23 protein-coding genes and 1 pseudogene are annotated in these 26,262 nt (G+C 64.7%); 13 read left to right on the top strand and 11 right to left on the bottom strand.

Annotated elements, in window-relative coordinates:
* Nucleotides 1-37: 37 nt before the first annotated feature.
* A complete protein-coding gene (locus tag QGV55_RS00535; protein ID WP_281018835.1) occupies nt 38-1,564 on the top strand; it encodes an altronate dehydratase family protein in 1,527 nt (508 codons plus the stop codon).
* Nucleotides 1,564-2,520, top strand: coding sequence for an alpha/beta hydrolase (locus tag QGV55_RS00530; RefSeq protein WP_281018836.1), 957 nt, complete (start codon nt 1,564-1,566; stop codon nt 2,518-2,520). Before QGV55_RS00535 ends, QGV55_RS00530 begins: the two co-directional genes overlap by 1 nt.
* A 27-nt stretch (nt 2,521-2,547) precedes the next feature.
* Here the strand turns inward: QGV55_RS00530 and QGV55_RS00525 are convergent, their stop codons facing one another.
* Entirely contained in the window at nt 2,548-3,450 is a 903-nt protein-coding gene (locus QGV55_RS00525) for an NAD(P)H-dependent glycerol-3-phosphate dehydrogenase (protein ID WP_281018837.1), read from the bottom strand.
* 176 nt (nt 3,451-3,626) lie between these two features.
* On the opposite strand from QGV55_RS00525, the gene QGV55_RS00520 reads away from it, so the two are divergent.
* The 7 genes and pseudogenes from QGV55_RS00520 to pqqE all read left to right on the top strand — a co-directional run bounded on the left by QGV55_RS00520 (nt 3,627) and on the right by pqqE (nt 10,740).
* On the top strand, nt 3,627-4,367 hold the full coding sequence (locus QGV55_RS00520) for an SRPBCC domain-containing protein (protein ID WP_281018838.1): 741 nt from the start codon (nt 3,627-3,629) through the stop codon (nt 4,365-4,367).
* A 64-nt stretch (nt 4,368-4,431) separates the two neighbouring features.
* Nucleotides 4,432-4,899 (top strand): (2Fe-2S)-binding protein, encoded by a 468-nt coding sequence (locus QGV55_RS00515; RefSeq protein WP_281018839.1) that lies wholly within the window; start codon nt 4,432-4,434, stop codon nt 4,897-4,899.
* Nucleotides 4,900-5,025: 126 nt separating this feature from the next.
* On the top strand, nt 5,026-7,401 hold the full coding sequence (locus QGV55_RS00510) for a xanthine dehydrogenase family protein molybdopterin-binding subunit (RefSeq protein WP_281018840.1): 2,376 nt from the start codon (nt 5,026-5,028) through the stop codon (nt 7,399-7,401).
* A gap of 10 nt (nt 7,402-7,411) precedes the next feature.
* Nucleotides 7,412-8,206 carry a xanthine dehydrogenase family protein subunit M gene (locus QGV55_RS00505; protein WP_281018841.1) on the top strand — a complete coding sequence of 265 codons (795 nt, stop codon included), beginning with the start codon at nt 7,412-7,414 and terminating at the stop codon, nt 8,204-8,206.
* Nucleotides 8,207-8,303: 97 nt separating this feature from the next.
* Nucleotides 8,304-8,381: a pyrroloquinoline quinone precursor peptide PqqA gene (gene pqqA / locus QGV55_RS19720; protein WP_348637665.1), complete on the top strand. Its 78-nt coding sequence runs from the start codon at nt 8,304-8,306 to the stop codon at nt 8,379-8,381.
* Nucleotides 8,382-8,577: 196 nt separating this feature from the next.
* Nucleotides 8,578-9,638: pseudogene (gene pqqC, locus QGV55_RS00500) on the top strand (pyrroloquinoline-quinone synthase PqqC).
* A complete protein-coding gene (gene pqqE / locus QGV55_RS00490; RefSeq protein ID WP_281018844.1) occupies nt 9,631-10,740 on the top strand; it encodes a pyrroloquinoline quinone biosynthesis protein PqqE in 1,110 nt (369 codons plus the stop codon). The pseudogene pqqC and the gene pqqE overlap by 8 nt, the downstream one beginning before the upstream one ends.
* A gap of 13 nt (nt 10,741-10,753) precedes the next feature.
* On the opposite strand, the gene QGV55_RS00485 is transcribed toward pqqE, so the two are convergent.
* The 7 genes from QGV55_RS00485 to QGV55_RS00455 form a co-directional block, all read right to left on the bottom strand.
* Nucleotides 10,754-11,563, bottom strand: coding sequence for an enoyl-CoA hydratase/isomerase family protein (locus QGV55_RS00485; protein ID WP_281018845.1), 810 nt, complete (start codon nt 11,561-11,563; stop codon nt 10,754-10,756).
* 50 nt (nt 11,564-11,613) lie between these two features.
* Nucleotides 11,614-12,867, bottom strand: coding sequence for an ectoine hydrolase DoeA (gene doeA, locus QGV55_RS00480; protein ID WP_281018846.1), 1,254 nt, complete (start codon nt 12,865-12,867; stop codon nt 11,614-11,616).
* Nucleotides 12,868-12,987: 120 nt separating this feature from the next.
* Nucleotides 12,988-13,842, bottom strand: coding sequence for an ABC transporter permease (locus QGV55_RS00475; protein ID WP_281018847.1), 855 nt, complete (start codon nt 13,840-13,842; stop codon nt 12,988-12,990).
* Nucleotides 13,843-13,853: 11 nt separating this feature from the next.
* Nucleotides 13,854-15,131: an ABC transporter permease gene (locus QGV55_RS00470; protein ID WP_281018848.1), complete on the bottom strand. Its 1,278-nt coding sequence runs from the start codon at nt 15,129-15,131 to the stop codon at nt 13,854-13,856.
* Nucleotides 15,132-15,287: 156 nt separating this feature from the next.
* Nucleotides 15,288-16,388, bottom strand: coding sequence for an ABC transporter substrate-binding protein (locus QGV55_RS00465; RefSeq protein ID WP_281018849.1), 1,101 nt, complete (start codon nt 16,386-16,388; stop codon nt 15,288-15,290).
* Between the two features lie 55 nt (nt 16,389-16,443).
* A complete protein-coding gene (locus tag QGV55_RS00460) occupies nt 16,444-17,538 on the bottom strand; it encodes an ABC transporter ATP-binding protein (RefSeq protein WP_281018850.1) in 1,095 nt (364 codons plus the stop codon).
* A gap of 206 nt (nt 17,539-17,744) precedes the next feature.
* Complete coding sequence (locus QGV55_RS00455; protein ID WP_281018851.1) at nt 17,745-18,959, bottom strand: M24 family metallopeptidase; 1,215 nt, start codon at nt 18,957-18,959, stop codon at nt 17,745-17,747.
* Between the two features lie 164 nt (nt 18,960-19,123).
* On the opposite strand from QGV55_RS00455, the gene QGV55_RS00450 reads away from it, so the two are divergent.
* The gene (locus QGV55_RS00450) at nt 19,124-19,693 is read left to right on the top strand and encodes a carboxymuconolactone decarboxylase family protein (protein ID WP_281018852.1); all 570 of its coding nucleotides are present in this window, start codon (nt 19,124-19,126) and stop codon (nt 19,691-19,693) included.
* A 33-nt stretch (nt 19,694-19,726) separates the two neighbouring features.
* Nucleotides 19,727-20,536, top strand: coding sequence for a hypothetical protein (locus tag QGV55_RS00445; protein WP_281018853.1), 810 nt, complete (start codon nt 19,727-19,729; stop codon nt 20,534-20,536).
* Nucleotides 20,537-20,576: 40 nt separating this feature from the next.
* Here QGV55_RS00445 and QGV55_RS00440 read toward each other — a convergent pair whose 3' ends face one another.
* The 3 genes from QGV55_RS00440 to QGV55_RS00430 form a co-directional block, all read right to left on the bottom strand.
* Nucleotides 20,577-21,989, bottom strand: coding sequence for an ABC transporter substrate-binding protein (locus QGV55_RS00440; protein WP_281018854.1), 1,413 nt, complete (start codon nt 21,987-21,989; stop codon nt 20,577-20,579).
* A gap of 135 nt (nt 21,990-22,124) precedes the next feature.
* A complete protein-coding gene (locus QGV55_RS00435; protein ID WP_281018855.1) occupies nt 22,125-23,039 on the bottom strand; it encodes a DMT family transporter in 915 nt (304 codons plus the stop codon).
* On the bottom strand, nt 23,036-24,043 hold the full coding sequence (locus QGV55_RS00430; protein WP_281018856.1) for a quinone-dependent dihydroorotate dehydrogenase: 1,008 nt from the start codon (nt 24,041-24,043) through the stop codon (nt 23,036-23,038). Before QGV55_RS00430 ends, QGV55_RS00435 begins: the two co-directional genes overlap by 4 nt.
* A 163-nt stretch (nt 24,044-24,206) precedes the next feature.
* Here QGV55_RS00430 and QGV55_RS00425 point away from each other — a divergent pair, with 163 nt between their 5' ends.
* Together QGV55_RS00425 and QGV55_RS00420 are read left to right on the top strand one after the other, a co-directional pair.
* The gene (locus tag QGV55_RS00425) at nt 24,207-25,049 is read left to right on the top strand and encodes a branched-chain amino acid aminotransferase (protein WP_281018857.1); all 843 of its coding nucleotides are present in this window, start codon (nt 24,207-24,209) and stop codon (nt 25,047-25,049) included.
* Nucleotides 25,049-26,212, top strand: coding sequence for a CaiB/BaiF CoA-transferase family protein (locus QGV55_RS00420; RefSeq protein ID WP_281018858.1), 1,164 nt, complete (start codon nt 25,049-25,051; stop codon nt 26,210-26,212). Before QGV55_RS00425 ends, QGV55_RS00420 begins: the two co-directional genes overlap by 1 nt.
* Nucleotides 26,213-26,262 lie beyond the last annotated feature (50 nt).

The following is a 26,262-nucleotide window of genomic DNA, read 5'->3' as shown; positions in this document are numbered from 1 at the left end:
GGCCTATCCTTGCCCGCAAAACAGGGGAGGACGGGGAATGACCGAAGCTCTGACGATCCGGCTTGACGGGGCCGACAACGTGGCCGTGGCACGGGTGGACATCCTGCCCGGTACGCGGATCGCGCCCTATGGCGTCACGGCGAACCACCATATTCCCGCCGGTCACAAGATCGCGCTGGGCGGAATCAGTCCCTGCGATCCGGTACGCAAGTACAATCAGATCATCGGCTTTGCGGAGGGCGGAATCGCGCCCGGCGACCATGTCCACACCCACAACTGCCTGTTCGGCGATTTCGAGCGGGACTATGCCATCGGCCAGGACGTGCGGCCCACGGACCATTTCGCGGAGCATGAGCGCGCCGTGTTTCAGGGCTTCCGGCGTGACAATGGCCGCGCGGCGACCCGCAACTACATCGGCGTGCTGACCTCCGTGAACTGCTCCGCCACGGTGGCCCGCTATGTCGCCGACCATTTCCGCAGCCCCGAGATGCTGGCCGCGTACCCGAACGTCGACGGCGTGGTGGCCCTGACCCACGGTACCGGCTGCGGCATGGCCTCCGACGGCGAGGGCATGCGGATGCTGTCGCGCACCTTTGCCGGATATGCGCGCCACCCCAACTTCGCCGGGCTGCTGTTCATCGGTCTCGGCTGCGAGGCCGCCCAGCTGGGCATGATGATGGATGTGGAGGGGCTGAAACCCGGGCCGCTGCTGCACATGTTCACCATCCAGGACTCCGGCGGCACCACAGCCACCGTGAAGAAGGGCATCGATCTGGTGAAGGAGATGCTGCCCCACGCCAACGCCAAGGCACGGGAACCGATCCCGGCATCCGAACTGATCCTGGGCCTGGAATGCGGCGGCTCCGATGCCTACTCCGGCATCTCGGCCAACCCGGCGCTGGGTGCGGCCGCCGACCTGCTGGTGCGCCACGGCGGCACCGCCTGTCTGGGCGAGACACCGGAGATCTATGGTGCCGAGCACCTGCTGACCCGCCGCGCGGTATCGGAAGAGGTGGCGCAGAAACTGATCACCAAGATCCACTGGTGGGAAGACTATGTCGCCCGCAACAGCGGCTCCATGGACAACAATCCCAGCCCGGGCAACAAGGCCGGTGGCCTGACCACCATTCTGGAGAAGAGCCTGGGCGCGGCGGCCAAGGGCGGCACGACGAACCTGGTCGATGTCTACAGCTACGGCGAGAAGATCACCGCCAGGGGCTTCGTCTTCATGGATACCCCCGGCTATGACCCGGTCTCCGTCACCGGCTTCGTCGCGGGCGGGGCCAATGTCGTCTGTTTCACCACGGGGCGCGGCTCCGTCTTCGGCTGCAAGCCGACGCCGTCGATGAAGCTGGCCACCAACACGGCGATGTATTCGCGGCTGTCCGACGACATGGACATCAATTGCGGTCTGGTGGTGGATGGCGAGAAATCGGTGCAGGAGATGGGGCAGATGATCTTCGACCGGATCATAGAGGTCGCCTCCGGTGACCTTACCTGTTCGGAGCGGCTGGGCTTCGGCGATGACGAGTTCCTGCCCTGGCAGATCGGGGCGGTGATGTGATGGCGACGGCGGACAGCATGAACAGCACGGATCATTTCATCGACAGCAGCCTGCCGGGACTGAAGACGGCCCTGCGCAACAAGCATCAGGACGCGGAAGGTCCGGCGGTCCTGTTCATCCATGGCGCGACCTACCCCTCCACCATCATGTTCGACTATCCGGTCGAGGGGGTGTCCTGGATGGACTGGATGGCCGCCCGTGGCTTCGATGTCTGGTGCATTGACCTGCCCGGCTATGGCCTGTCCGACCGCCCGGCCGAGATGGCAGCCCCGGCGGAGGACAATCCGCCGATCATCCGCACCGCGGTGGCCGAACAGGACGTGGAGCGCGCCATCGACTTCATTCTGGCCCGGCGCGGCCTTCAGCAGCTCGACCTGGTCGGCTATTCCTGGGGAACCGCGATTGGCGGCGGAGTCGCGGCACGCAACCCGGACAAGGTCCGTCGACTGGTGCTTTCCGGGGCGCTCTGGTGCCGGGTCTCGACACAGGGGATCGGTGCAATGGGTATCCCCGGCGCGTGGCGGAAGGTCGAGGCGGAGGCGGTGGTCAGCCGCTGGTGCATCGGTCTGGACGAGGATCAGAAGGCGGCGATCAGCACACCGGAGGCCATGCGCGCCTGGGCGGACGCCGCCGTGGCCACCGACCCGGAAGCCGGGAGCCACCAGCCACCGTTCCTGCGCGCACCGGCGGGTGTGGTGCAGGACGTGCAGCAGCACTGGCTGAAGAATGACCCGACGTGGGATCCGTCACGCATCACCTGCCCGACACAGGTCGTGGTGGGCGAATGGGATCATGAAACGACACCGGAACAGGGCCGCGATGTCTTCGACCGGCTGGCTTCGGCGCAGGAGAAGCGTTTCACCCTGATCGGCGGCGCGACCCATTCCATGTTGCTGGAAAGCTGTCGCCACGCGCTCTACGACACCGTGCACGATTTCCTGAAGGCCGAAATCTGAGGCCGTCGGCAGCCTGACGGCGGACACTCAGTTCCCTGCTGCGCCCACAGGACGCGCGAGCAGGTCGGCCACCGCCTGACGCAGCGGTGTGCCGAGGTGCAGCACCTCATGCACGGCCATGGCGATGGGCAGCTCGACCCCCAGCGCAGCCGCGCGCTGCACCAGCGGTTCGACCGAATGCACCCCCTCGACCAGTACATCGGGCAGATCACCGTCACGCCCCAGCGCCGCACCGAAGGCATAGTTGCGCGAGGTCTCGTCGGTACAGGTCAGCACCAGATCGCCGAGCCCGGAGAGACCGGCGAGGGTTTCATCGCGGGCACCGATGGCGCGGCCGAGACGGCGCAGTTCCGCCAGCCCGCGCGAGATCACCGCGGCACGGGCGTTCAGGCCCAGCCCCGCACCGGTCACGGCCCCTGCGGCGATGGCCAGCACGTTCTTCATGGCCCCCCCCAACGCCACACCCACCACATCATCGCTGGCGTAGAGGCGGAATGCGGGTGACCCGAGGGCGGCGGCCCAGTACTCGGCCTTCTGCAACGGGTCGAAGGCCAGCACCGCCGCGGCAGGCAGGCCGCGCGCGACTTCCCCGGCGAAGTTCGGACCCGAGAGCATGCCCACCGGATTGTGCGGCAGAATCTCCGCCGCCACTTCGGGCAACAGGGCTCCGGTTTCACGTTCCAGGCCCTTGGCGCAGATCAGGATGGGCAGAGCGGGATCAATGCTGTCGGCCAGTTCCTGCAGGACGCCCCGGATCGTCTGGGCAGGCACGACCAGCAGCAGTGCGTCAGCCCCGGCGATGGCGCTGCGCTGCTGGTCCACGTCCCGCCCGGCAAGAGTCGTTCCGGGACCGGCACGGCCAATGGCGGCCTGCAGGGCATTGCCCCAGGCACCGGCGCCGACGACGGCGATATCTATCTTGTAGCTCATGCGTCTCAGGGTGCGGCAGCGACGGCCGGAATGGATGCGTCATAGGGACGCAAATCCCTGTAAGGGCGGGCCGCTGATTGGGCAATGGGCTCCGGACGCACTACGTTTCCGGCCAATCACAATCGCTTCGGGTGTCCATGCGCCCGAACAGCCCAACCTGACAGGGAGGTGAGCCAGTGAAGATCACCGGAACCTACGAACTCGAGGCAGACAGGCAGAAGGTCTGGGAAGCCCTGAACGATCCGGAGGTACTGCGCGCCTGCATCCCCGGCTGCGAGTCCCTGGACAAGACCGGAGAGAACGAACTGACCGCAACGGTGACCGCCAAGGTCGGACCGGTGAAGGCCAAGTTCAACGGCTCCGTCGAACTGAAGGATCTCAACCCGCCCGAGTCCTATCGCATCGAAGGGTCCGGCAAGGGCGGCGCAGCCGGTTTTGCCAAGGGCGGCGCGGATGTGCGCCTGGACGCCCGCGACGGCGGCGGCACGGTGCTGAGCTATGAAGTCGATGCCCAGGTCGGCGGCAAGCTGGCCCAGATCGGCTCCCGCCTGATCGATGGCACCGCCAAGAAGCTGGCCGACCAGTTCTTCAGCAACTTCCGGGAACATGTCGAGACACCGGACGACAGCAGCGCACCGGAGGAGCCGCAGGAAGCCGCGGCACCGGAAGCTGAAGCCCCGGATGCGGCACCGGCTCAGCCGGTGGCAGAGACCGATCCGGCGGATGCGGACACCCCGGCACCGGAGGTGGCGGTCAGCGATGTGCCGCAGCCGGAGACCGAGATGCGCCCGACGCCGCAGGCCGCGCCTTCACAGCCTCCGAAACCGGAGCCGGCAGGGTCCGGGCGACTGCCTGCCTGGATCTGGTTCCTGGGGGCTGCAGGATTGATTCTCGTTCTGGTCGCTCTCGTCTCTTGAGCCTGAGGCAAAGCCGATACAGGATGCACACAAGATTTCTTCGACCAAGGGAGGACGGGGTCACATGGCAAACGTGACGATGACGATCAATGGCAAGCAGGTCAGCGGTGAAGTTGAATCGCGCACCCTGCTTGTCGAGTTCCTGCGCGATCAGCAGCGCCTGACCGGCACGCATGTCGGCTGTGACACCAGCCAGTGCGGCGCCTGCGTCGTGCATGTGAACGGCGATTCCGCCAAGAGCTGCACCATGCTGGCGGTTCAGGCCGACGGTGCCGATGTCACCACGATCGAGGGACTGGCCAACGGCGACGACCTGCATCCGATGCAGGCCGCGTTCCGCGAGAACCACGGCCTGCAGTGCGGCTTCTGCACCCCGGGCATGATCATGAGCGCGATCGACCTGGTGAAGAACAACGCCGATCCGTCGGAGACCGAGATCCGTGAATGGCTGGAGGGCAACATCTGCCGCTGCACCGGCTATCACAACATCGTCAAGAGCATCAAGGCGGGTGCGGAGGCGATGCGCGGCTGAGCCATCGCGCGGCAGTAGCATGATCGGGTGACGGCGGCGGAAGACCGCCGCACCCCAACCCCAGGAAACGGGCCCCATGGCACAAACGCCGGATTCAACGGCGGACACGGGCCCTGAGGAGGCAACATGACTGAACAGGGAATTGGCGCCAGCGTTCTGCGCAAGGAAGACTTTCGGTTCGTGCGCGGTCGCGGCAAGTACACCGACGACATCAACCTGCTGAACCAGACCCACGCCATCATCGTGCGGTCTCCCCACGCCCACGCGACCATCAACAGCATCGACAAGGCCGCGGCGCTGGCCGCGCCGGGTGTCGTCGCCGTGCTGACGGCAGAGGACTTCGCGGCCTTCGGCGGCCTGCCCTGTGGCTGGCAGGTCATCGGCAAGGGCGAGGAACCGATGATCGAGCCCAAGCACCCGATCCTGGCCGAGGGCAAGGTCCGCCATGTGGGTGATCCCGTCGCCGTGGTGATCGCCGAGACCAAGACCCAGGCCCGTGACGCGGCCGAACTGGTCGACATCGACTACACCGAACTTCCTGCCGTCATCGACATGCGTGAGGCGCTGCAGAACGCGCCGGCCGCTGTGCATGACGAGGCTGCGGACAACCAGTGCTTCGACTGGGAGATCGGTGACCGTGCGGCCGTGGATGCCGCGTTCGAGAAGGCGCACCACGTCACCACACTGGAACTGATCAACAACCGCCTGGTGCCGAACGCCATGGAGCCGCGCTGCGCCATCGGTGACTATGACAATGCCAGCGGCGAGCACACGCTCTACACCACCAGCCAGAACCCGCATGTGATCCGGCTGCTGATGGGCGCCTTCGTGCTGCAGATCCCGGAGCACAAGCTGCGCATCTATGCCCCGGACGTGGGCGGCGGCTTCGGCTCCAAGATCTACCATTATGCCGAGGAAGCCATCATGACGGTGGCCGCCAAGGTGCTGGAGCGTCCGGTCAAATGGACCTCCGACCGTACCGAGGCCTTCCTGTCCGACGCCCATGCCCGCGACCACATCACGAAGGTCGAGCTGGCACTGGACGCCGACGGCAAGTTCCTGGCGCTGCGCGAGTTCACGCTGGCCAACATGGGTGCCTATCTGTCCACCTTTGCCCCGTCGATCCCGACCTACCTGCACGCCACCCTGCTGGCCGGGCAGTACACGACCCCGGTGATCTATGCGGAGGTCAAGGCGGCCTTCACCAATACCGTGCCCGTCGATGCCTATCGCGGTGCCGGCCGGCCGGAAGCGACCTATCTGCTGGAGCGCATTGTCGACAAGGCCGCGGCGGAGATGGGGATCGACCGCATCGAACTGCGGCGCAAGAACTTCATCCAGCCGGACCAGTTCCCCTATGACACGCCGGTCGCCCTGACCTACGACACGGGCGATTTCGAGGCGACGCTGGCCCCGGCGCTGGCCGCCAGCAAGTGGGACAGCTTCGAGGAACGCCGCAAGGAAGCCGCACAGCGCGGCAAGCTGCGCGGCATCGGCATCAGTTGCTACATCGAGGCCTGCGGTATTGCACCGTCCAACATCGCCGGTGCCCTGGGCGCCCGCGCCGGTCTCTACGAAAGTGCCACGGTGCGGGTGAACCCCACCGGCTCCATCCAGGTGCTGACCGGCAGCCACAGCCATGGTCAGGGGCACGAGACCAGCTTTGCCCAGATCGTGGCAGACAAGCTGGGCGTGGATATCGGCTCCATCGAGATCGTGCATGGTGACACCAACAAGATCCCGTTCGGCATGGGCACCTACGGCTCCCGCTCCATGGCGGTGGGTGGTGTGGCCCTGTCCAACGCGACGGACAAGATCATCAACAAGGCGACCAAGATTGCCGCCCATCTGATGGAAGCCTCCGCCGAGGACGTCGTCTTCGAGGACGGCATCTTCAAGGTGGCCGGGACCGACAAGGCGGTGCCTTTCGGCGACGTGGCCCTGACGGCCTATGTCCCGCACAACTATCCGCTGGAGGAGCTGGAGCCGGGGCTGGAGGAGACGTCGTTCTACGATCCGAAGAACTTCACCTTCCCGTCCGGTTCGCACATCTGCGAGGTCGAGATCGATCCCGCCACGGGTGAACTCGAGATCGTGGCCATGCATGCCACCGACGACTTCGGCAATGTCATCAACCCGATGATCGTCGAGGGCCAGGTGCACGGCGGACTGGTGCAGGGCATCGGCCAGGCGCTGTTCGAGAATGCGGCCTATGATTCCAGCGGGCAGCTGCTCAGTGGTTCCTACATGGACTACTGCATGCCGCGCGCCGATGATGTGCCGTCATTCACGGTGGATCACGAGGTCACGGCCTGCACCCACAATGTGCTGGGTGTGAAGGGCTGCGGCGAGGCCGGTGCCATTGGCTCACCGCCCGCGGTCATCAATGCCGTAGTCGACGCCCTGCGCGACTACGGCGTCACGCATATCGACATGCCGGCAACACCGGCGAAGATCTGGAACATCGTCAATCAGGGCGCGACCGCCCAGGCTGCCGAGTAAGGGGGACACCATGTACGAATTTGAATATGTGAAGCCGGGAAGCCTGGATGCCGCGAAGTCGGCCATTGCCGGGGCCGAGGACGGCAAGCTGATGGCCGGTGGCATGACCCTGATCCCGACGCTGAAACAGCGTCTGGCCAGCCCCAGCGATGTGGTTGACCTGGGTGGCCTCGGCGATCTGGCAGGCATCCGCAAGGATGGCGACAGCATCGTCATCGGTGCCATGACGCGCCATGCCGATGTTGCTGCCTCCGCCGATGTGAAGGCTGCCATTCCCGCTCTGGCCGACCTGGCCGAAGGGATCGGCGACCCGCAGGTCCGCAACCGCGGCACCATCGGCGGATCCATCGCCAACAACGATCCGGCGGCGGATTATCCGGCGGCGCTGGTGGCACTCGGCGCGACGGTCCGCACCACCAAGCGGGAGCTGGCGGCGGAGGATTTCTTCACCGGCATGTTCGAGACCGCGCTGGAGGATGACGAGATCATCACCGAAGTGGTGTTCCCGACGGCGGAGAAGGCAGCCTATGCCAAGTTCCCCAACCCCGCATCGCGCTATGCCATCGTCGGCGTCTTCGTCGCCAAGGGCAGCAGCGGCGTGAAGGTGGCCGTGACCGGTGCCGGTCCTGCCGTGTTCCGCGTCCCGGAGATGGAGACGGCCCTGTCCGGCAATTTCTCCGCCGACGCGCTGAAGGGCATTTCGGTTTCCGCCGATGACCTGAACAGCGACATCCACGCCGGTGCGGACTATCGGGCGCATCTGGTCGGCGTGATGGCACAGCGTGCCGTCAAGGCTGCTGGATAGAAATCCATACAGAAAAGTCCTTGGGGGCTGACCGGCCTGTGTTGTAGCATTTACGCCAGTTCGATTGCCCTAAAACAAAAAAACGGAGGAAAACATCATGGCCTGGTCCACACCGCGTATCGAAGAGATCTGCATCGGCATGGAAATCAACGGTTACTTCCCCGCCGAATTCTGATTGCGCCTTTCAGGCGTTTGACGGGACGACCGGCCGGGAAACCGGTCGGTCGTTTTCGTTTCAGGTCCACCGTTTGACATTCCCGGATCGGACATCCGCCATATGCGGCTGTGTGACGGGACGGGGCAGCCACGCGCCGGTTTCCGGTCCGCCCGCCCCGGGGTGAAACGCTGGCAGACAGCATGACCGTGACCGCATGAACACCTTTGAACTGCCACAATATGTGAGCGCCGACCGGCCCCTGGATCCCGACGGGCTGGAGGCAGCCCTGCGCGACATCGGCGCCCGTCGCTACCACAACCTGCATCCGTTTCACCGCCTGCTGCACGATGGTGCCCTGAACAGGGGACAGGTGCAGGCCTGGGCGCTGAACCGCTATTGCTATCAGGCCCATATCCCGAAGAAGGACGCCCTGCTGATGGCGCGTCTGCCCAGCGTCGAGCTACGCCGGGAATGGCGCCGCCGTATCGTCGATCACGACGGCGAGGATGAGGGTGAGGGCCCGCGCGGCGGTGACGATGGCGGGATCGAGCGCTGGCTGCGGCTGACCACCGGACTGGGGCTGGACCGCGATTACGTCAGGGACATGGTCGGCATCCTGCCCGCCACCCGCTTCGCGGTGGAGGCCTATGTCCATTTCGTGGCGGAGAAGCCCCTGCTGGAAGCCATCGCCTCCTCCCTGACCGAACTGTTCTCCCCGACGATCATCTCGGAACGGGTTTCCGGGATGCTGGCCAACTACGATTTCGTCGATGCGGAGACTCTTGCCTACTTCAGCAAGCGCCTGACCCAGGCCCCCAGGGACTCCGACTTCGCGCTGAACTACGTGCGGGAACATGCGGTACGGCCGGATCAGCAGCAGGCGGTGCTGGATGCCCTGACATTCAAGTGCAACGTGCTCTGGGCCCAGCTGGATGCGCTGTACTCTGCCTATGTCGCGCCGGGGCAGATTCCGCCGGGCGCCTATCGGCCATGATTGGCGATGCCACCATTCCGGCCCTGCCGCGCGGCGTGCGGCTGCGCGAGGATCAGGCCCGCGGCGGCTTCACGCTGATGGCACCGGAGCGCGTGCTGAAGCTTGATCCGATTGCGAACGAGGTCCTGAAACGCATCGATGGCACCGCCACCGTTGCGATGATCGTCGATGACCTTGCCCGGACCTTCGCCGCCGACCGTGCCCAGATCGACCGGGATGTGAAGTCGATGCTGCAGGGGCTGGCGGACAAGCGCCTGCTGGACCTGACCGGCAATGACTGACGGCACGGCCATTGATCCGCCGCTCGGCCTGCTGGCGGAACTGACGCATCGCTGCCCCCTGTCCTGCCCCTATTGCTCCAATCCGGAGAACCTCGACCGCCGCTCCGGCGAACTCGACACCGAAACCTGGAAGAGGGTCTTCGCCGAGGCCGCAGCCCTGGGGGTCATGCAGGTGCACCTGTCCGGCGGCGAGCCGACAGCACGCGCGGATATTGTCGAGATCACCGCCCATTGCCGGGATGTCGGCCTTTATACCAACCTGATCACATCCGGCATCAACGTCGCCGGGGCGAAGCTGGATGCGCTCGCCGATGCCGGGCTGGATCATGTCCAGATCTCGTTCCAGGGCGATATTTCGGACCACGCCGATCATGTCTCGGGGATGCAGGGATCACACGCGCGGAAGCTGGAACTGGCCGCGCAGGTGACCGGCCTCGGTCTGCCGCTGACCGTCAATGCCGTCATCCATCGCGGCAATGCTGATCGGGTGCGGGAGATGGTGCAGTTCGCCGTTGATCTCGGGGCCCGGCGGATCGAGATCGCACATGTCCAGTACTACGGCTGGGCGCTGCGCAATCGCGACGCCCTGATGCCCACGGCGGAACAGGTCCGCACCTCGACCGCAGCGGTCGACCAGGCGCGCGCGGACTTCGCCGGGCAGATCGTCATCGATGCCGTGGTGCCTGACTACTATGCCCGCAGACCCAAGCCCTGCGTCGGTGGCTGGGGCAGGCGTTCACTGAATGTCACCCCGGCCGGCAAGGTGCTGCCCTGCCATGCGGCGGAGACCATTCCGCACCTGACGTTTCCCAATGTGCGCGACCGGTCCCTGTCCGACATCTGGCACCACAGCGAGGCCTTCAATGCCTATCGCGGCACCGACTGGATGGCCGAACCCTGCCGCAGTTGCGACCGGCGGGACGTCGATTTCGGCGGCTGTCGCTGCCAGGCGCTGGCCATGACCGGCGATGCCGGGGCGACCGATCCCGCCTGCCAGCTGTCCCCGTTTCATGCCCGCATGATCGAACTGGCGGAGACGGCGGTAGCCGAAGTCGAGGCATCCCCCATGGACACCAGATACGACTACCGCCGCTTCCTCTGACCGGTGGATACGATCAGGCGTCGGACTTCGGGTCGAAGACCGGCGGGCGTTTCTCCCGATGGGATGCCAGCCCCTCCCGCACTTCCGGCCCGGTGAAACCGAGCATTTCCAGTGCCACGGAAGCATCGAACGCCGGTCCGGCCATGCGGTACCAGTTGTTCAGCGCATACTTGGTGAAACGCATGGCGGACGGCGCGCCATTGGCCAGCCGGACAGCCACTTCCAGCGCCTTGGCCTGCAGTTCGTCATCCTCCACGGCGAGCGATATCAGCCCCATCCGTTCGGCATCCTCACCGGTCATGGGCTCGCACAGCATCAGGTGATATTTCGCCTTCGCCATGCCACACAGGATCGGCCAGTTGATGACGGCATGATCACCCGCCGCCACACCCAGCCGCGTATGACCATCGACGATCTTCGCCGACTTCGCCGCGATGGAAATGTCCGACAGCAGGCCCGCGACCAGACCGGCACCGACCGCCACGCCATTGATGGCCGAAACGATGGGCTTGCCGCAGTTGATGATGTTGTAGACGAGGTCCTTGGCCTCCTTCCACGACCGCACGCGGGCGTGGTAGTCGTCGATCATCGCCTCGATCATGGCGAAGTCGCCACCGGCGGAGAAGGCCTTGCCCTTGCCGGTCAGGATGACGGCTGAAACGTCCGGATCGGCGTCGATCTCGTTCCAGATGTAGGTCATGTGATTGTGACCCGTCTGGTCGAGCGAATTCATCGTCGCCGGATTGTTCAGGGTCAGCCGCAGCACCCTGTCCGCAGGCCAGTCCACCTCGAAGGTCGAGAATTTCCCGTAATCGCCAGCCATGTTCATGTCCTCCCCATCTGACTGTCAGAAAGGCAGGAGTATAGTACGGATCAGGCCTGCGGGCGTTGCTTCGATGGATCCGGTGGCGGCAGGTCTGCCACCTGCACCGTGGCGCCCGCGGCATGTTTCACCACCAGCTCGCGCGGCACATTGGCCAGACACTCGGGTCCGTTCTCCCCGATCACGATACTTTCCGTCATCGCGATGCCCCAGTCCGCCTGCCACAGGCCGGTCATGAAATGGAACGTCATGCCCGGTTGCAGCACGGTCAGGTCCCCGGCGCGGAAGCTCATCGTCCGCTCGCCCCAGTCCGGCGGGTAGGACAGGCCGATGGGATAGCCGGTGCGGTTGTTCTTCTCGAAGCCATGGCGGCGCAGTTCGGCAAAGAACGTCAGCGCCACATCCTCGCAGGTATTGCCGGCCTTCGCCTTCTCCAGACCGAGCGCCATGCCTTCCTGCACCGCGGCCTCCGCCCGGCGGAACAGTTCCGGCGGTTCGCCGAAGTGGACCGTGCGGGTCAGGGGGCAGTGATAGCGGTGGTAGCAGCCGGCGATCTCGAAGAAGACACCCTCGTTGTCACGCAGCGGACTGTCATCCCAGGTCAGGTGCGGGGCGGAGCCGTCAACACCCGCACCGACCAGCGGCACGATGGCCGCGTAGTCACCGCCATGACCGTCCGTGCCGCGCAGGCCCGCGTCATAGATCTCGGCAATCAGGTCACACTTGCGGACACCGGGTTCGGCGATATCGAAGATGCGTTTCATCTGGGACTCGACGATCCGTGCGGCCTTGCGCATGTAGTCCAGTTCCTGCGGGCTCTTCACCGCGCGCTGCCAGTTGACCAGCGCGGTCGCATCCTGGAACCGGACGTTCGGCAGGCCGGACTGCAGCGTCGCGAATGCCTTGGCCGAGAAATAGTAGTTGTCCATCTCGACACCGACGGTGCCCCCGGCCCAGCCGCGGGTCACGATCTCCGCGCACAGCACCTCCATCGGGTGCCGCTCCATCGACTGGACGTAGTGATCCTCGTACCCGACGAGGTCGTCGAGGCCCATGTAGACGGTACGCTTGGCGCCGTTCAGATCCTGCCCGCGCCCGAACCAGACCGGATCGCCATGCGGCCCGACGATGACGGCCTGATGCACGTAGAACGACCAGCCGTCATAGCCGGTGAGCCAGGCCATGTTCGAGGGATCGCTGAGGATCAGGAGGTCGATGCCGGCTGATTCCATGGCAGCGCGCGTCTTGTTCAGCCGGTCGGCATATTCCTGGCGGCTGAAACGCAGTGCGACATCTTCAGGCATGGGCAGTCTCCGGACGACAGCAGGGACAGGTCGAATTCAGCTTGGCAGCGGGGACAGCGTCCGCTGTCCTTCCATCGCCAAGACATGTCCATGCTGCGACGCGCCCCTCGCAAGGGTGGCTCAGGTATTCTTGATGCCCCGCAGGCGTTCGGTGCGGCGGCGCAGCAGTTCCAGCGCGAAGAGCATCAGCATGGACACCAGTGTCAGCAGGGTCGCCACCGCCAGAATGGTGGGACTGATCTGTTCGCGTATGCCGGAGAACATCTGCCATGGAATGGTGCGTTGCTCGAAGGAGCCGACGAACAGCACCACCACGACCTCGTCGAAGCTGGTGATGAATGCGAACAGCGCACCCGATATCACGCCAGGCGTGATCAGCGGCACGATGACCGTGAAGAACGTGCGCGCCGGTGACGCGCCCAGGCTGTTGGCCGCCCGGATCAGATTGTTGTCGAACCCGACCAGCGTCGCGGTCACCGTGATCACCACGAAGGGGGTGCCGAGCGCGGCATGGGCCAGGATGACACCGAGGTGCGTGCCCTGCAGCCCGACGCGGGAATAGAAGAAGTACATGCCCGCCGCGGAGATGATCAGCGGCACGATCATCGGCGAGATCAGGATGCTCATGATCAGCGTGCGATAGGGCATCGACGGCCGCGACAGCCCAAGGGCCGCCAGCGTGCCGAGGCTGGCCGACAGGATGGTCGCGAAGAACGCGATGACGAAGGAGTTCCAGACCGCACCCTGCCAGTTCAGGTTGGTGAAGAAGTCCATGTACCATTTCGTCGAATAGCCGGCAGGATCGAACGCCAGCATCTCCGTCGTGAAGGTGAAGAAGGGCACCGCGTTGAACGACAGCGGCACGATCACCATCAGCGGGAAGATCAGGAAGAAGAACACCGCCGCGCAGATGACGCGGAAGGCGTAGTACCAGATCCGCTCCGGCGTCGATGCATAGGGTGGAAGGGCAGCCATTGGTCTCTCCCCTAACCCAGCTTCATGTTGTCGATGCCGACGATCTTGTCGTACAGCAGGTAGAACACCAGCACGATGGCCAGCAGCACCGCGCCCAGCGCCGCCGCCAGACCCCAGTTCAGGGAGTTCTGGATATGGAACGCGATGCGGTTGGAGATGAAGGTTCCCGACGTGCCGCCGACCAGTTCCGGCGTGATGTAGTAGCCGATGGCCAGGATGAAGACCAGGATCGCCCCGGCACCGATCCCCGGCACCGTATTGGGGAAATAGACCTTCCAGAAGGCCGGCCACGGATGCGCGCCCAGCGATGTCGCGGCGCGCATGTATGTAGGCGGCACGGTCTTCATCACGCTGTAGAGCGGCAGCACCATGAACGGCAGCAGGATATGCGTCATGGCGATGACCGAGCCGGTGGCGTTGTGGATCATCGCCAATCGCCCGTCCTCGGAGATGATGCCCACGAAGACCAGGATATCGTTGATCACCCCCTGTTGCTGCAACAGGGCGATCCAGGATGTGGTTCGCACCAGCAATGATGTCCAGAAGGGCAACAGCACAAGAATGATCAGCAGGTTGCCGATCTTGGCCGGTTGCGTGGCGATCAGGTAGGCGATCGGAAAGCCCAGCAACAGGGTCATCAGCGTGATCACCACGGACATGATCATGGTGCGTATGAACAGCTTCGTATGGATCGCCTTCTCGGAATCCTCGAACCGGATATCGCCTTCCGGCGTCTGCATCGCGTCGACGGCGGCCAGATAGTATCCCGGTGTCAGATTGGGCGAGAACTGCTTGATCACCTGCCAGGTAACGACCTTGCCCCAGTCCTTGTCGGTCTTGATCAGCTGTTCCTTGTAGGGCGGTTCCTTGATCCGGCTGGCCTTGCGTCCGGCACCACGGAACAGGCTGGACATGCCGGAGCGTTCGTAGTTCAGCCGCTGACCGACCTTGGTGTTGGTCCGTTCCTTCCGCGCCACCTTCAGGTCCGCGACCATGGCGGCATAGACGGCCTCGTCAGGCAGTTCACCGGAGGTCTCGTCCCAGGACTCCAGCGCCTTGACGGTCTGCGGCAGGATCTCCTCGACAATGCCGTTCTCGACGGAGCGGAACAGCATGTCGGCGATGGGGATGATGAAGCTGATGGCAACGAAGATGAACAGCGGCGCGACGAGGGCCAGCGCGAACATGCGCTGTCGGCGCAATGCCTTGGCCAGGGAGACCTTCAGCGGCTTGCCGTCCGCGGTGACGATCGCGTCGGCGGCACTGTTCTGCATGTCGGTCGCTGTCATCCTGGTTCGCTGAGCCCCCTGCCCAATACCTGTCCCGGACTTCGCCGTCCGGGCCGATGCCACACCGGAAGACGCCCGCTGGCGGGACGCATTCGGGAGTAGCAACGGTTTCCGGGGCGGGCGAAACCCGCCCCGGAGTCCGTCACGTCATGAGCCTTACTGCAGCAGCCAGGACTGGAAACGCTCATCGATATCGTCGCGATTGTCCGCCCAGAACTCGTAGTTGTAGAGCAGGGTGGTCTTGGAATTCGCGGGATCGGTCGGCATGTGCGGTGCCATCTCGATGCCCAGCGTGGCGTGCTTGCCCACCAGCGGTGCCGATGACTTGCGCGCCGGACCGTAGGAGATGAACTTCGCCTGATCAGCCAGACGCTGGGTGTCGGTGGCGAAGCGCAGATACTCCATCACCGCTTCCTTGTTCTTGGTGCCCGTGGGGACGATCCAGCCGTCCAGGTCAAACACCTGCCAGTCCCACAGCATCGCGATCGGCTGCTTCTCTTCCTCGATCACCGAGAAGAGACGACCGTTGTAGGTGGAGCCCATCACGACTTCGCCGTCAGCCAGAAGCTGCGGTGTCTGTGCGCCCTTGGTCCACCAGACAACGCTGTCCTTGATGGTGCCAAGCTTGGCCAGGGCCTTCTCGACACCGGCCGGGGTGCCCAGAACCTCATAGACCTGATCCGGCGCGACGCCGTCACAGAGCAGGGCCCATTCCATGTTGTTGATCGGGTTCTTCTCCAGCGCGCGCTTGCCGGGGAACTTCTCCAGATCGAAGACGTCGCAGACGCTGGTCGGCGTGGAGGAGACCATGTCGGTGCGATAGCCGAAGGTCGTGGAGTACACGATCTGCGGGATGAAGCATTCGGACACGATCAGGTCGCCGAAATCCTCAGAGGCGGGCGTGCCATCGGGGGCCGGTGCCAGCACCTTGTCGTGGTCGATGATCTCGGCCAGGCCCTCGTCGCACAGACGGATGGCATCGGCGGCGACCACATCGACCAGGTCCCAGGTGACATTGCCGGCTTCGTTCATCGCGCGCAGCTTGGCCACGGCCGCGTTGGACGAGTCGTCATTGACGATCCTGACATCGGAATTGGCGGCCATGTAGGGATCATGGTAGGCGCCCTGCTGGCTGGCCGAATAGGCACCGCCCCAGGATACGACAACCAGTTCCGTCTCGGCCTGGGCACTGGTCACGGCACCTGCCGCAACACTCGCCACAGCAGCCGCAATCAGGGCTGACTTGAAGCTTTTCATTATGAGCCTCCTTGGTTTTTCTCTCGTGCGATCCTGTTCCCTGCTGACCCTGTGATCACAGATTGTCGGGCATATCGAGTGCCCGGCAGTCGCGTGTCCGCCAGCCAAGGGAAATTTCGTTGCCGGGCACGAGACCGGCACGATCTGTTGAATTCGGAATCTTCACCACGAAGTCGTCGCGCCCGCAGACGGTCAGGCGCGTGCGGATGTGGTCACCCAGGTAGATGAGTTCCTGCACCCGGGCATCGACATGGACGTCGCAGTCCTTCACATCGTCGCCGATCATCACCCGCTCGGGCCGGATCGACAGCATGGTCTTTTGGCCCACACCACCGTGACTGATCGACAGGGCCGTCACCTTCTCACCGCTGTCGAGTTCCACCGAGCACCTGTCGCCATCCGCCGCCGTGACCTTGCCGGTCAGCTTGTTGTTCTCGCCGATGAACTGCGCCACGAAGGCATTGTCGGGGCGTTCATACAGGTCCGCCGGTGGTGCCAGCTGCTGGATGATGCCGTCGTTGAACACCGCAATGCGGTTCGACATGGTCAGCGCCTCGGACTGGTCATGGGTGACATAGACCACCGTGATGCCGAGATTGTCGTGAATATGCTTGATCTCGAACTGCATCTGCTCGCGCAGCTGCTTGTCCAGCGCGCCCAGCGGTTCGTCCATCAGCACCAGTTTCGGGTCGAAGACCAGCGCGCGGGCCACCGCGACACGCTGTTGCTGCCCGCCGGAAAGCTGCATCGGGCGCCGGCCGCCGAAGGGGCCGAGCTGCACCATGTCCAGTGCCCGCTGGACCCGCTCCTCGATCTCCGCCTTGCCCATCTTGCGGACCTTCAGCGGGAAGGCCAGGTTCTCGGCCACCGTCATGTGGGGGAACAGCGCGTAGTTCTGGAATACCATGCCGATGTCGCGCTTGTGCGGCGGCACATCGTTCAGCGGCGCGCCGTCGAGAACGATCTTGCCATGCGTCGGAGTCTCGAACCCTGCGAGCATCATCAGGCAGGTTGTCTTTCCGGACCCGGACGGGCCAAGCATCGTCAGGAATTCGCCATTGGCGATATCTAGGTTCAGATTCTTGACGACGAGCGTTTCACCGTCATAGCTCTTCTGCACTTCCTGGAACCGGACGAATGGATCGCCCATCGACTGATCGCCTGTCACGCAGCTGCCTCAATTCCCTGTTTGCCCCGCATTGATTGCAGGTGCTTGAAGTTCGAACGCCCGGTCGGCGTTTGCAGTCCCTGTTGGTCCGACCTGCTTGTTGCCGCAGTGTCTGGGCCCGTCTTCGTGTTGCGGTGCAACGATGTCAGCTTTGTGATCATCATGCAACCACCCTGCCTTGTTGCTGATTATGCAGGCAGAATCATCTTTTCGGGGCCGAAGGGGAAGTCCGTGATGTTCTCGGCGCCGTCCCCGGTGACGATCAGAATGTCATGTTCACGATAGCCGCCGGCCCCCTCCACACCCTCGGGCAGCATGATCATGGGTTCCATGGATACCACCATGCCCGGTTGCAGCACGGTCTCCACATCCTCACGCAATTCCACCGCCGCTTCGCGTCCGTAGTAATGGGATAACACGCCGAAGCTGTGACCATATCCGAAGGAGCGATACTTCAGCAGGTCCCAGCCGCGATACATCTCGTTCAGTTCCAGCGCGATATCGCAGCAGCGCGCACCCGGCCGGATCAGTTCCATGCCGCGTACATGAACCGCGCAGTTCTTCTGCCAGAGATCCAGCGAGACAGCGTCCACCGCACCTGCGAACAGGGTCCGCTCCAGCGCCGTGTAATAGCCGAAGATCATCGGGAAGGTGTTCAGGGACAGGATATCGCCCTGTTCGATCCGCCTGTTGGTCACCGGATTGTGGGCCCCGTCGGTATTGATGCCGGACTGGAACCAGGTCCAGGTATCCATCAGCTCGACGAAGGGGAAACTGTCCGCGATGGCCCGCACCATGGCACTGGTGGAGGCCAGCGCCACCTCATGCTCCGGCACCCCGGGGCGGGCGGCTTCCATCACCGCCTCGCCACCGATCCGGCAGATGCGTGCACCCTCCCGGATCAGGGCGTGCTCCTCTGCCGACTTGACCGTGCGCAGCCGCATGGCCGTTTCACCGCAATCCACCAGTTCCACACCCGGGAAATGCGCTGCCAGCAGATCGCGGAACTGCAGGGTCACGTGATCGAACTCGATCCCCAGCCGGCGAACCCCGGGCAGCAGTTGCTTCAGACCGTCGAAATAGCTCTCCCGACGCCAGTCCGTGTAGGTCAGGTTGTCACCGAACGTCCGCCGCCAGGGCTGCCCGCCATCGATCGCCGCGGTCAGGGTCGTTGCCGCATCCGGCGTCAGGGTCAGGGCGTAACGGCGCCCGAACTGGCAGTACATGAAGCCCGAGAAGTAGCAGATGTTGTGGTAGCTGCTGAACAGGCAGGCATCGATGTCATCCGCTGCCATCAGCGCCCGCATGGCGTCCTGCCTGCGCTGCATCTCCGCGTCCGTGAAGGGGGAGAAGCCCTTGTCCCCATTGTGCCAGCGTGCCAGATGGATCAGTTCATCGGTCATGTTCGCCCCCCTGTCGATCAACCTGTTCTTCCCACAGTCCGCCGCCGCGCCTGCGTCGGTCACGACCAAACACTGTTCCCCCAGCGACCATCACGTCCCCGACAGGAAACTTGATTGCCGCCGCAGCCGCATCAGATAGCGGGGCAGACACGCAGGAGGTGACGATGACACGGTTTCAGCTTCACACGCAGGAAACGGCGCCGGAAGACGGCAGGGAACTGCTGGAGAAGGCGGAGAAGAGCTATGGCTTCGTCCCCAACCTGATCGCCGGAATGGTGGAGGCACCGGCCACCACCGAAGCCTACATGGCCCTCAGCCGCGCCGTGATGAAGATGTCCTTCACGCCTGAGGAACGGCATGTGGTGTGGTTCACCATCAACGCCTATCACGACTGTACCTACTGCATGGCAGGCCACACGCGGATCGCCAATGCGGAGAAGATTCCGCAGGATGTGATCGAGGCGGCGCGCACCAATTCCCCCTTCGCCGACGACCGCCTGAACGTGCTGCGCGCCTTCACGCAGAAGATGGTGGTTCAGCGCGGCTGGGTGAAAGACGCCGACCTCGACCACTTCATGGCCGCGGGTTTCACGAAACGCAATGTCATCGAGATTGTCGGCGTCATCGCGCACAAGGTGATTTCCAACTATACCAACCATCTGGTCGGGACACCGCTCGACCCCCACTCGGAACAGCACGCCTGGACCCGCCCGCCGAGTCTGGCGGCAGAGTAGGATCGGATCACCCACCGGCAGGGAGCAGACGCAATGAATGTCTTCAGAATTCCCGACAGGGGCGTGCTGCGGGTTGGCGGCACCGAGGCCGTGGGATTCCTCCAGGCCCTGGTGACCAACAATGTTGCGGATATTGCCGCAGGAACGGCGGTCTATGCCGCGCTGCTGACCCCCCAGGGCAAGTTCCTGCACGACTTCTTCGTCACGCCCGAGCCCGACGGCGACGCCCTGCTGCTGGAGGTGGAGGCCCCCCGGATCGACGACCTGAAGCGACGCCTGACCATGTACAGGCTGCGATCGAAGGTCACGATCGACGACGTCAGCGCCGACTGGCAGGTGCTGGCGGCACCCGACGGCGATGTCACGGGAGAGGGTGCGATCAGCTACACCGACCCCCGCGATCCGGGCATGGGAAAGCGCCTGCTCTGGCCCGCCACACACCCCCTGCCCGACCACGATGACGACCTGTCCGCCTATCATGCGCTGCGCGTCTCACGCGGCATCCCGGATGGCAGCCGGGACATGGAGGTGGAGAAGAACTTCATGCTGGAGGTGCGTTTCGACAAGCTGAACGGCATCGACTTCCGCAAGGGCTGCTACGTCGGGCAGGAGATCACGGCGCGGAGCAGGTATCGCGGCAACGTCCGCAAGATGCTGCTGGCTTGCCATGTCGAGGGCGAACTGCCTGACGCTGGCGCGGATGTGGTCGTGGATGGGCGCAGCGTCGGGACCGTGCGCAGCGGCGCAGGCGATCACGTGCTTGCCATGCTGCGCCTGGACCGGCCTGAGGGTATCCTGCAGGCAGGATCCGCGCGCCTGACCGTCACGACACCGACGGACTGAACGGCAAGACTGATGGCGACCGGCAGGTCTGGCGAAGCGGTCAGTTCGGGCAGATGCGCGGCGTGATGCCATTTTCCTTCGCATAGGCGACCGCGGAGGATTCCACCATCGGGCGCACGATGGACTGATCGGTCTCGATCCAGTCCGTTGCCTCCCCCCAGGCGGTGCCGTCCCATTGCAGGAACTTCAGCGGCGAGTCACCGCCGTGATTGCGGCAGGAAAGCCTGATCTCCGGCAGCAGACCGACCGCGCCGAGCTTCGCCAGCCGCGCCTCATCAAGCGTCAACTGTTCCAGCGCGGCCTGAACCTCCGCCCCGGTGACCGGACGGTTCTCTCCCGCCATCCGCATGGCGTCGCGGATGGCCTCGGTGCCGACGATGGCCATGGCCACGGCACGATTGAAGTAGATCGAGCCTACCCGCCGCGGGTCCATGTCACCGTCACCCTTGTCATAGAGGTAACGGATCATGTCCTGGATCACCGGATAGTCCGCCCCGGCGGACTGGTACCCCGCAGCATAATAATCCTTCGCGGCCGGACCGGCGGGGATCACATCCTCCTCCGACCCCGACCACCAGGCACCGATGACCCGGTTGGCCGGAAACTTGACCCGGCGTGCCTCCTTCAGGGCCATGGGATTCATCACGCCCCAGCCGCGCAGGATCACGTAGTCCGGCTTGTACTGCCGTGCGACCTGCAGCCAGATCGATTTCTGGTCCAGCCCAGGATGGGCGACCGGGAAGTTGCGGAACTCGAACCCATACTTCTGCGCCTGACGCTCCAGAACCGGGATGGTTTCCTTTCCATAGGCAGAATCATGATGAACGTTGGCGATCTTCAGGCCTTTCAGCCTGTCCATCCCGCCTTCGAGCTGACCGATGAAACGGACCTCCGCCGTCGACTGGCTCCAGTAGCTGGTGATGACGGGGAACACGTAAGGGAAGACCCGGCCGTCGGAACCGTCCGCGCGCCCGTACCCCATGGTGATGATGGGAACCTGATCGGCCCGGCCCGGCCCCACCAGCGCATAGGTCGCGTCGGTCGAGAGCGGGTGAAAGAACGGCAGGCCGCTGGTGCTGGCCTTCTTCAGCTTCTCGTAACAGGCAACGACACGTTCCGCCTTGTAGGCGGTCTCGCACTTTTCCCAGCTCAACCTGACGCCGTTGATGCCGCCGTCCCGCCTGTTCAGCAGTTCGTAATAGTCCGCCATACCGTCACCGAACGCGGAACCGCCGGCGGCGTAGGGACCGGTCCAGTAGGCCGCGATGGGAATGAACTGTGTCGGCGGCGGTGCAGGCTTCTGGGCCACCGGCTTTGGCGGTGCGGGCCTGGCTTCGATCTCGTTCTGGGCCAGTTGCAGGGACTCGCGCGGGCCTGCCTGCAGACCCAAGGACACCATTGCCATCGGCAATGCCGCCAATGCTGCGGCGAGGACAAGTGTCCCTGAACGCATCTTGCTCTCCCCGGTCGCCTGCCCTTGAAGGGTCTTGTCCCTGAACCTTCTCATATCACGCGCGGGACGGCCGTACCATTCCGACAACACCTAAACAGCCGGAATATCGGCCATTTGTGACCGTTTCACATCGGATCAGTGGGAAACGCGCGCCAGCTTGCGCTCCCGATGGAACACATACATGCCTGCCCCGACGATCACCGCAACGCCGGTCCAGGTCACCGCATCGGGAAAGTCATCGAAGATGAGGTATCCAAGCACCGTCGCACTGATGATCTCCAGGTACTGAAACGGGGCGAGCACCCCAGCCGGAGCGCGACGGAACGCATGCACGACCAGCATGTGCCCAGCGGTCGCCACCAGCCCAAGCGCGAACAGCAGGCCCCACTCGTGCAGTTCGGGCTGAACCGCGGTCAGTGCCGGGATACCGGCGATCCCGCCGAGGGCCAGGACAGCCGCCATGGTCAGAAAGCCGAACACTCCGGCCCAGAACTGCATCTGCACCGCGTCACCGGTCTGGGCCATGCGCCGTGTCAGCACCAGATAGACGGCGAAACAGCCTGCCGCGAGCAGGGGCATCAGCGCCGGCCAGCCGACCCAGCCGAAGCCCGGTCTGATGACGATCAGCGCTCCCAGGAACCCGACCAGCACCGCGGTCATCCTGCGCCAGCCCACGGCTTCCCCCAGGAACAGTCCCGACAGCAGGGTCAGGATCAGCGGTTCCACGAAGAAGATCGCGATGGCGTCCGCAATCGGCATGTGTTGCAGCGCCGTGAAGAAGAACGCGGTTGCCAGGGCGATCAGCGCCCCCCGTGCCGCGTGCAGATGCAACTGTCGCCATGGCACACGGGGCAATCCCCCGGCCAGCAGCAACAGCGGAAACAGCAGCAGCGACTGGAACAGGAAGCGGCTGGCCGCGATCTGGCCCGGCGGCACGCTCTCGCCCAGGAACTTGGCGATGGCATCGATACAGGGAATCCACAGCATCCCCGCCGCCATCATGGCCATGCCGACCTCGACAGCCGGGCGTGGCTTGCGCGGGGCGCTCATGTCCCGTGGAGGGCAGCGATGGCTTCAGCCGACTCGCGGATCAGCTCGGGACCGCGCCAGATCATGCCGCTGTAGAACTGCACTGCCGAAGCCCCGGCGCGCACCTTCGCCGCCGCATCCTCGCCCGTCATGATCCCGCCGACCCCGATCAGCGGGACCTCGCCCCGGGTGGCCTCGCGGAACCGCGACAGCACCTCCGTCGACGGGCCGCAGAGCGGCGCGCCGCTCAGGCCACCGACCTCCGTGCGGTTCGGACTGCGCAGGCTGTCGGGGCGGGCGATGGTCGTGTTGGCAACGACCAGGGCATCGATTCCCATGTCGCGTGCGACGGCGGATACATCCGTGATGTCCGCCGCGGTCAGGTCCGGCGCGACCTTCAGGAACAGGGGCGTCTTCAGACGGCCTTCATTCCGTACCCTGATCAGCCGCTCGAAGATATCCACCAGCGCGGCGCGGTCCTGCAGCGCGCGCAGCCCGGGTGTGTTGGGGGACGAGACATTGACCGTCGCATAGTCCACCAGCGGCCCCACCACCCGCAGGCATTCCGCATAGTCGGCGATACGATCGGTGCTTTCCTTGTTGGCCCCCAGGTTGACGCCGACGATGCCCGGTGCGCGCCGCCGCTCCAGATTGCGCGCCACGGCCTCCGCCCCGTCGGAATTCAGGCCATAGCGATTGATCACAGCCCGGTCCTCCATCAGGCGGAAGACGCGGGGGCGCGGATTGCCCGGCTGCGGCTTCGGCGTCACGCCGCCGATCTCCACGAAGCCGAAACCCAGCGCCAGCAAGCCATCGACAGCTTCCGCGTTCTTGTCCAGTCCCGCCGCCAGTCCCACCGGGTTCGGCAGGCGCAGACCCGCGATCTCCACCGGCATGTCGGGTACCCGCACAGCCGCCAGCCTGGCCAGCGCCGGATTGCGGAGCGCCCGAACGGTCAGATTGTGGGCCCGTTCGGCATCCATGCTGAACAGCAGACGTCGCGCCAGGGGAAAAAGCAGGCTCATGGTTCCGGGTCCTGAAAGAGTCTCGAGCGTTGCTGATACAGGCTTGCGCGGTCCGACGCCACCATTGCCCTGACCGGACGCGCGGCGATCAGCGGGCAATTCCCTCACGGCGCAAAACCGACTAAGACACGGTCAAACGAAAGCTTGGGGAGGAGAGCGCAGCATGGAAGCACGGTTCTTTTACGACGGGGACTGGTTCACGGAGAACCCGCGCCTGACCGGCCCGATGGATCACGCCTTCTGGATGGCCAGTGTCGTGTTCGACGGCGCCAGGGCTTTCGAGGGGCTGGCACCGGACCTGACACCCCATTGCGAACGCGTCGTCCGTTCCGCCCGCACCATGCTGCTGGAACCGAAGGAAGATGCCGCGCGGGTGGAGGAGCTGTGCCGGGAGGCACTGGCCGACCTGCCCCGCGACCGCGCCTATTACATCCGTCCGATGTTCTTCGCCCGCACCGGCTTCGTCTCTCCCGATCCGGAATCGACGGAGTTCACGCTGGCTGTCTATGAGTCGCCCCTGCCCACCGCGACGGGGATGAGTGTCTGCCTGTCCACCCACCGCCGTCCGGCCCGCGACATGGCCCCGACCGATGCCAAAGCTTCCTGCCTCTATCCGAATTCCCAGCGCGCGCTGCGGGAGGCCGGACAGCGTGGCTATGACAATGCCCTGCTCTGCGACCCTTCCGGCAATGTCGCGGAACTGGCCACCGCCAACATCTGGATGGTCAAGGACGGTGTTGCCATGACACCGGTCTGGAACGGCACCTTCCTGAACGGCATCACCAAGCAGCGGATGACGGAGCTGTTCCGCGCCGACGGTGTCGAAGTGCAGGAGGTCACCCTGACTCCGCAGGACTTCGCCGAAGCGGACGAGATCTTCACCACGGGCAATTTCGGCAAGGTGGTCCCCGTCACCCGCTACGAGGGGCGGGATCTGCAGCCCGGCCCCATCGCGCGGCGCGCCCACGGTCTCTATTTCGACTGGTCGCAGTCGGAGGGCTACTGATGAAACTGGAAGGTATCCGCGTCCTCGATCTGTCGCTTTTCCTGCCCGGCCCGCTGCTGACCCAGATGATGGCGGATCACGGGGCGGAGGTGATCAAGCTGGAACCCATCAATGGCGGGGAGCCGAACCGGGAGATCGGCGCCCGGCGCGCCGACGGGGTGACGGTCTATTTCCAGAACACGCACCGAGGCAAGAAATCGGTGCAGCTGAACCTGAAGACGGAGGCGGGGCGGGAGGCGCTGCTGAAACTGGCCGAGACCGCCGACGTGATGATCGAGGCGTTTCGCCCCGGCGTGGTGAAACGGCTGGGTGTCGACGCGGAAACCGTGCGCGCCCGCAACCCGCGCCTGGTCTATTGCTCCATCTCCGCCTTCGGTCAGGACGGCCCCTATGTGAAGCGCCCGGCGCACGATCTGGCGACGGAGGCGCTGGCCGGTGTGCTGAGCTGCAACATCGGCGCGGACGGCGCGCCGACGATTCCCGGCATCGCCAACGCGGACATGCTGTCGGCCACCATGGGGCTGTCGGCGATCCTGATGGCGCTGCTGCGCCGGACCGAGACCGGTCAGGGGGACACCATCGATCTGTCGATGATGGATTCGCTGATGGCGGCAATGCCGAACCTGCTCGGCACCGTCTTTGCGGAGAAGAAGATGCCGGTCGTGCGGCATGAGCGGACCTGGGGCGGCAACGCCATGTACAACATCTACGCCACGGCGGACGGGAAGCACATCGTGCTGGGCGGCGCGGAGATGCACTTCGCGAAGGCGATCCTGACCAAGCTGGGCCGCCCCGACCTGATCGAGGCCTGCGAGCCGCCGCCGGGACCGACACAGCAGCCCGCCATCGACTTCCTGCGGGAAACCTTCGCCACGAAGACCCAGGCGGAATGGGTGGCGTGGTTCGAGGATGTGGACGCAGCCTTCGCCCCCGTCAACGACCTGCGCCAGGCCTGTGACGATCCGCAGTTGCGCCATCGCGGCATGATCTTCGAGGACGCGGACGGCTTCGAGCATGTCGGAGTGCCGATGAAGTTCGCGGAGGAACCGGGCCGCGCCAACACCACCCTGCCGCGCCTGAGCGAACATACCGAGTCCCTGCTGCGCGAGCTGGGCTATTCGGACGACGATCTCGCCGCGATGCGGGCAGAGGGGGTATTCTGAGGCCGCTCTGGCTCCCGTTTAATGACGTGCTACCCTGACACACAGGGGAG

The sequence above is a fragment of the Minwuia sp. IMCC3009 genome (assembly GCF_029909415.1).
Lineage (GTDB): Bacteria > Pseudomonadota > Alphaproteobacteria > Minwuiales > Minwuiaceae > Minwuia.
The sequence above is the reverse complement of the archived record's forward strand: the minus strand, read 5'-3'. Positions and strand labels throughout refer to the sequence as shown.

Excerpts from the sequence above, each read along its gene's own strand:
- QGV55_RS00425 (WP_281018857.1), top strand. The coding sequence starts at position 24,207 with ATGGAAGCACGGTTCTTTTACGACGGGGACTGGTTCACGGAGAACCCG.
- QGV55_RS00530 (WP_281018836.1), top strand. The coding sequence starts at position 1,564 with ATGGCGACGGCGGACAGCATGAACAGCACGGATCATTTCATCGACAGC.
- QGV55_RS00535 (WP_281018835.1), top strand. The coding sequence starts at position 38 with ATGACCGAAGCTCTGACGATCCGGCTTGACGGGGCCGACAACGTGGCC.
- QGV55_RS00420 (WP_281018858.1), top strand. The coding sequence starts at position 25,049 with ATGAAACTGGAAGGTATCCGCGTCCTCGATCTGTCGCTTTTCCTGCCC.
- QGV55_RS00430 (WP_281018856.1), bottom strand. The coding sequence starts at position 24,043 with ATGAGCCTGCTTTTTCCCCTGGCGCGACGTCTGCTGTTCAGCATGGAT.
- doeA (WP_281018846.1), bottom strand. The coding sequence starts at position 12,867 with ATGCCTGAAGATGTCGCACTGCGTTTCAGCCGCCAGGAATATGCCGAC.
- QGV55_RS00435 (WP_281018855.1), bottom strand. The coding sequence starts at position 23,039 with ATGAGCGCCCCGCGCAAGCCACGCCCGGCTGTCGAGGTCGGCATGGCC.
- QGV55_RS00445 (WP_281018853.1), top strand. The coding sequence starts at position 19,727 with ATGAATGTCTTCAGAATTCCCGACAGGGGCGTGCTGCGGGTTGGCGGC.
- QGV55_RS00525 (WP_281018837.1), bottom strand. The coding sequence starts at position 3,450 with ATGAGCTACAAGATAGATATCGCCGTCGTCGGCGCCGGTGCCTGGGGC.
- QGV55_RS00465 (WP_281018849.1), bottom strand. The coding sequence starts at position 16,388 with ATGAAAAGCTTCAAGTCAGCCCTGATTGCGGCTGCTGTGGCGAGTGTT.
- QGV55_RS00455 (WP_281018851.1), bottom strand. The coding sequence starts at position 18,959 with ATGACCGATGAACTGATCCATCTGGCACGCTGGCACAATGGGGACAAG.
- QGV55_RS00450 (WP_281018852.1), top strand. The coding sequence starts at position 19,124 with ATGACACGGTTTCAGCTTCACACGCAGGAAACGGCGCCGGAAGACGGC.
- QGV55_RS00440 (WP_281018854.1), bottom strand. The coding sequence starts at position 21,989 with ATGCGTTCAGGGACACTTGTCCTCGCCGCAGCATTGGCGGCATTGCCG.
- QGV55_RS00470 (WP_281018848.1), bottom strand. The coding sequence starts at position 15,131 with ATGACAGCGACCGACATGCAGAACAGTGCCGCCGACGCGATCGTCACC.
- QGV55_RS00505 (WP_281018841.1), top strand. The coding sequence starts at position 7,412 with ATGTACGAATTTGAATATGTGAAGCCGGGAAGCCTGGATGCCGCGAAG.
- pqqE (WP_281018844.1), top strand. The coding sequence starts at position 9,631 with ATGACTGACGGCACGGCCATTGATCCGCCGCTCGGCCTGCTGGCGGAA.
- QGV55_RS00485 (WP_281018845.1), bottom strand. The coding sequence starts at position 11,563 with ATGGCTGGCGATTACGGGAAATTCTCGACCTTCGAGGTGGACTGGCCT.
- QGV55_RS00475 (WP_281018847.1), bottom strand. The coding sequence starts at position 13,842 with ATGGCTGCCCTTCCACCCTATGCATCGACGCCGGAGCGGATCTGGTAC.
- pqqA (WP_348637665.1), top strand. The coding sequence starts at position 8,304 with ATGGCCTGGTCCACACCGCGTATCGAAGAGATCTGCATCGGCATGGAA.
- QGV55_RS00515 (WP_281018839.1), top strand. The coding sequence starts at position 4,432 with ATGGCAAACGTGACGATGACGATCAATGGCAAGCAGGTCAGCGGTGAA.
- QGV55_RS00510 (WP_281018840.1), top strand. The coding sequence starts at position 5,026 with ATGACTGAACAGGGAATTGGCGCCAGCGTTCTGCGCAAGGAAGACTTT.
- QGV55_RS00460 (WP_281018850.1), bottom strand. The coding sequence starts at position 17,538 with ATGGGCGATCCATTCGTCCGGTTCCAGGAAGTGCAGAAGAGCTATGAC.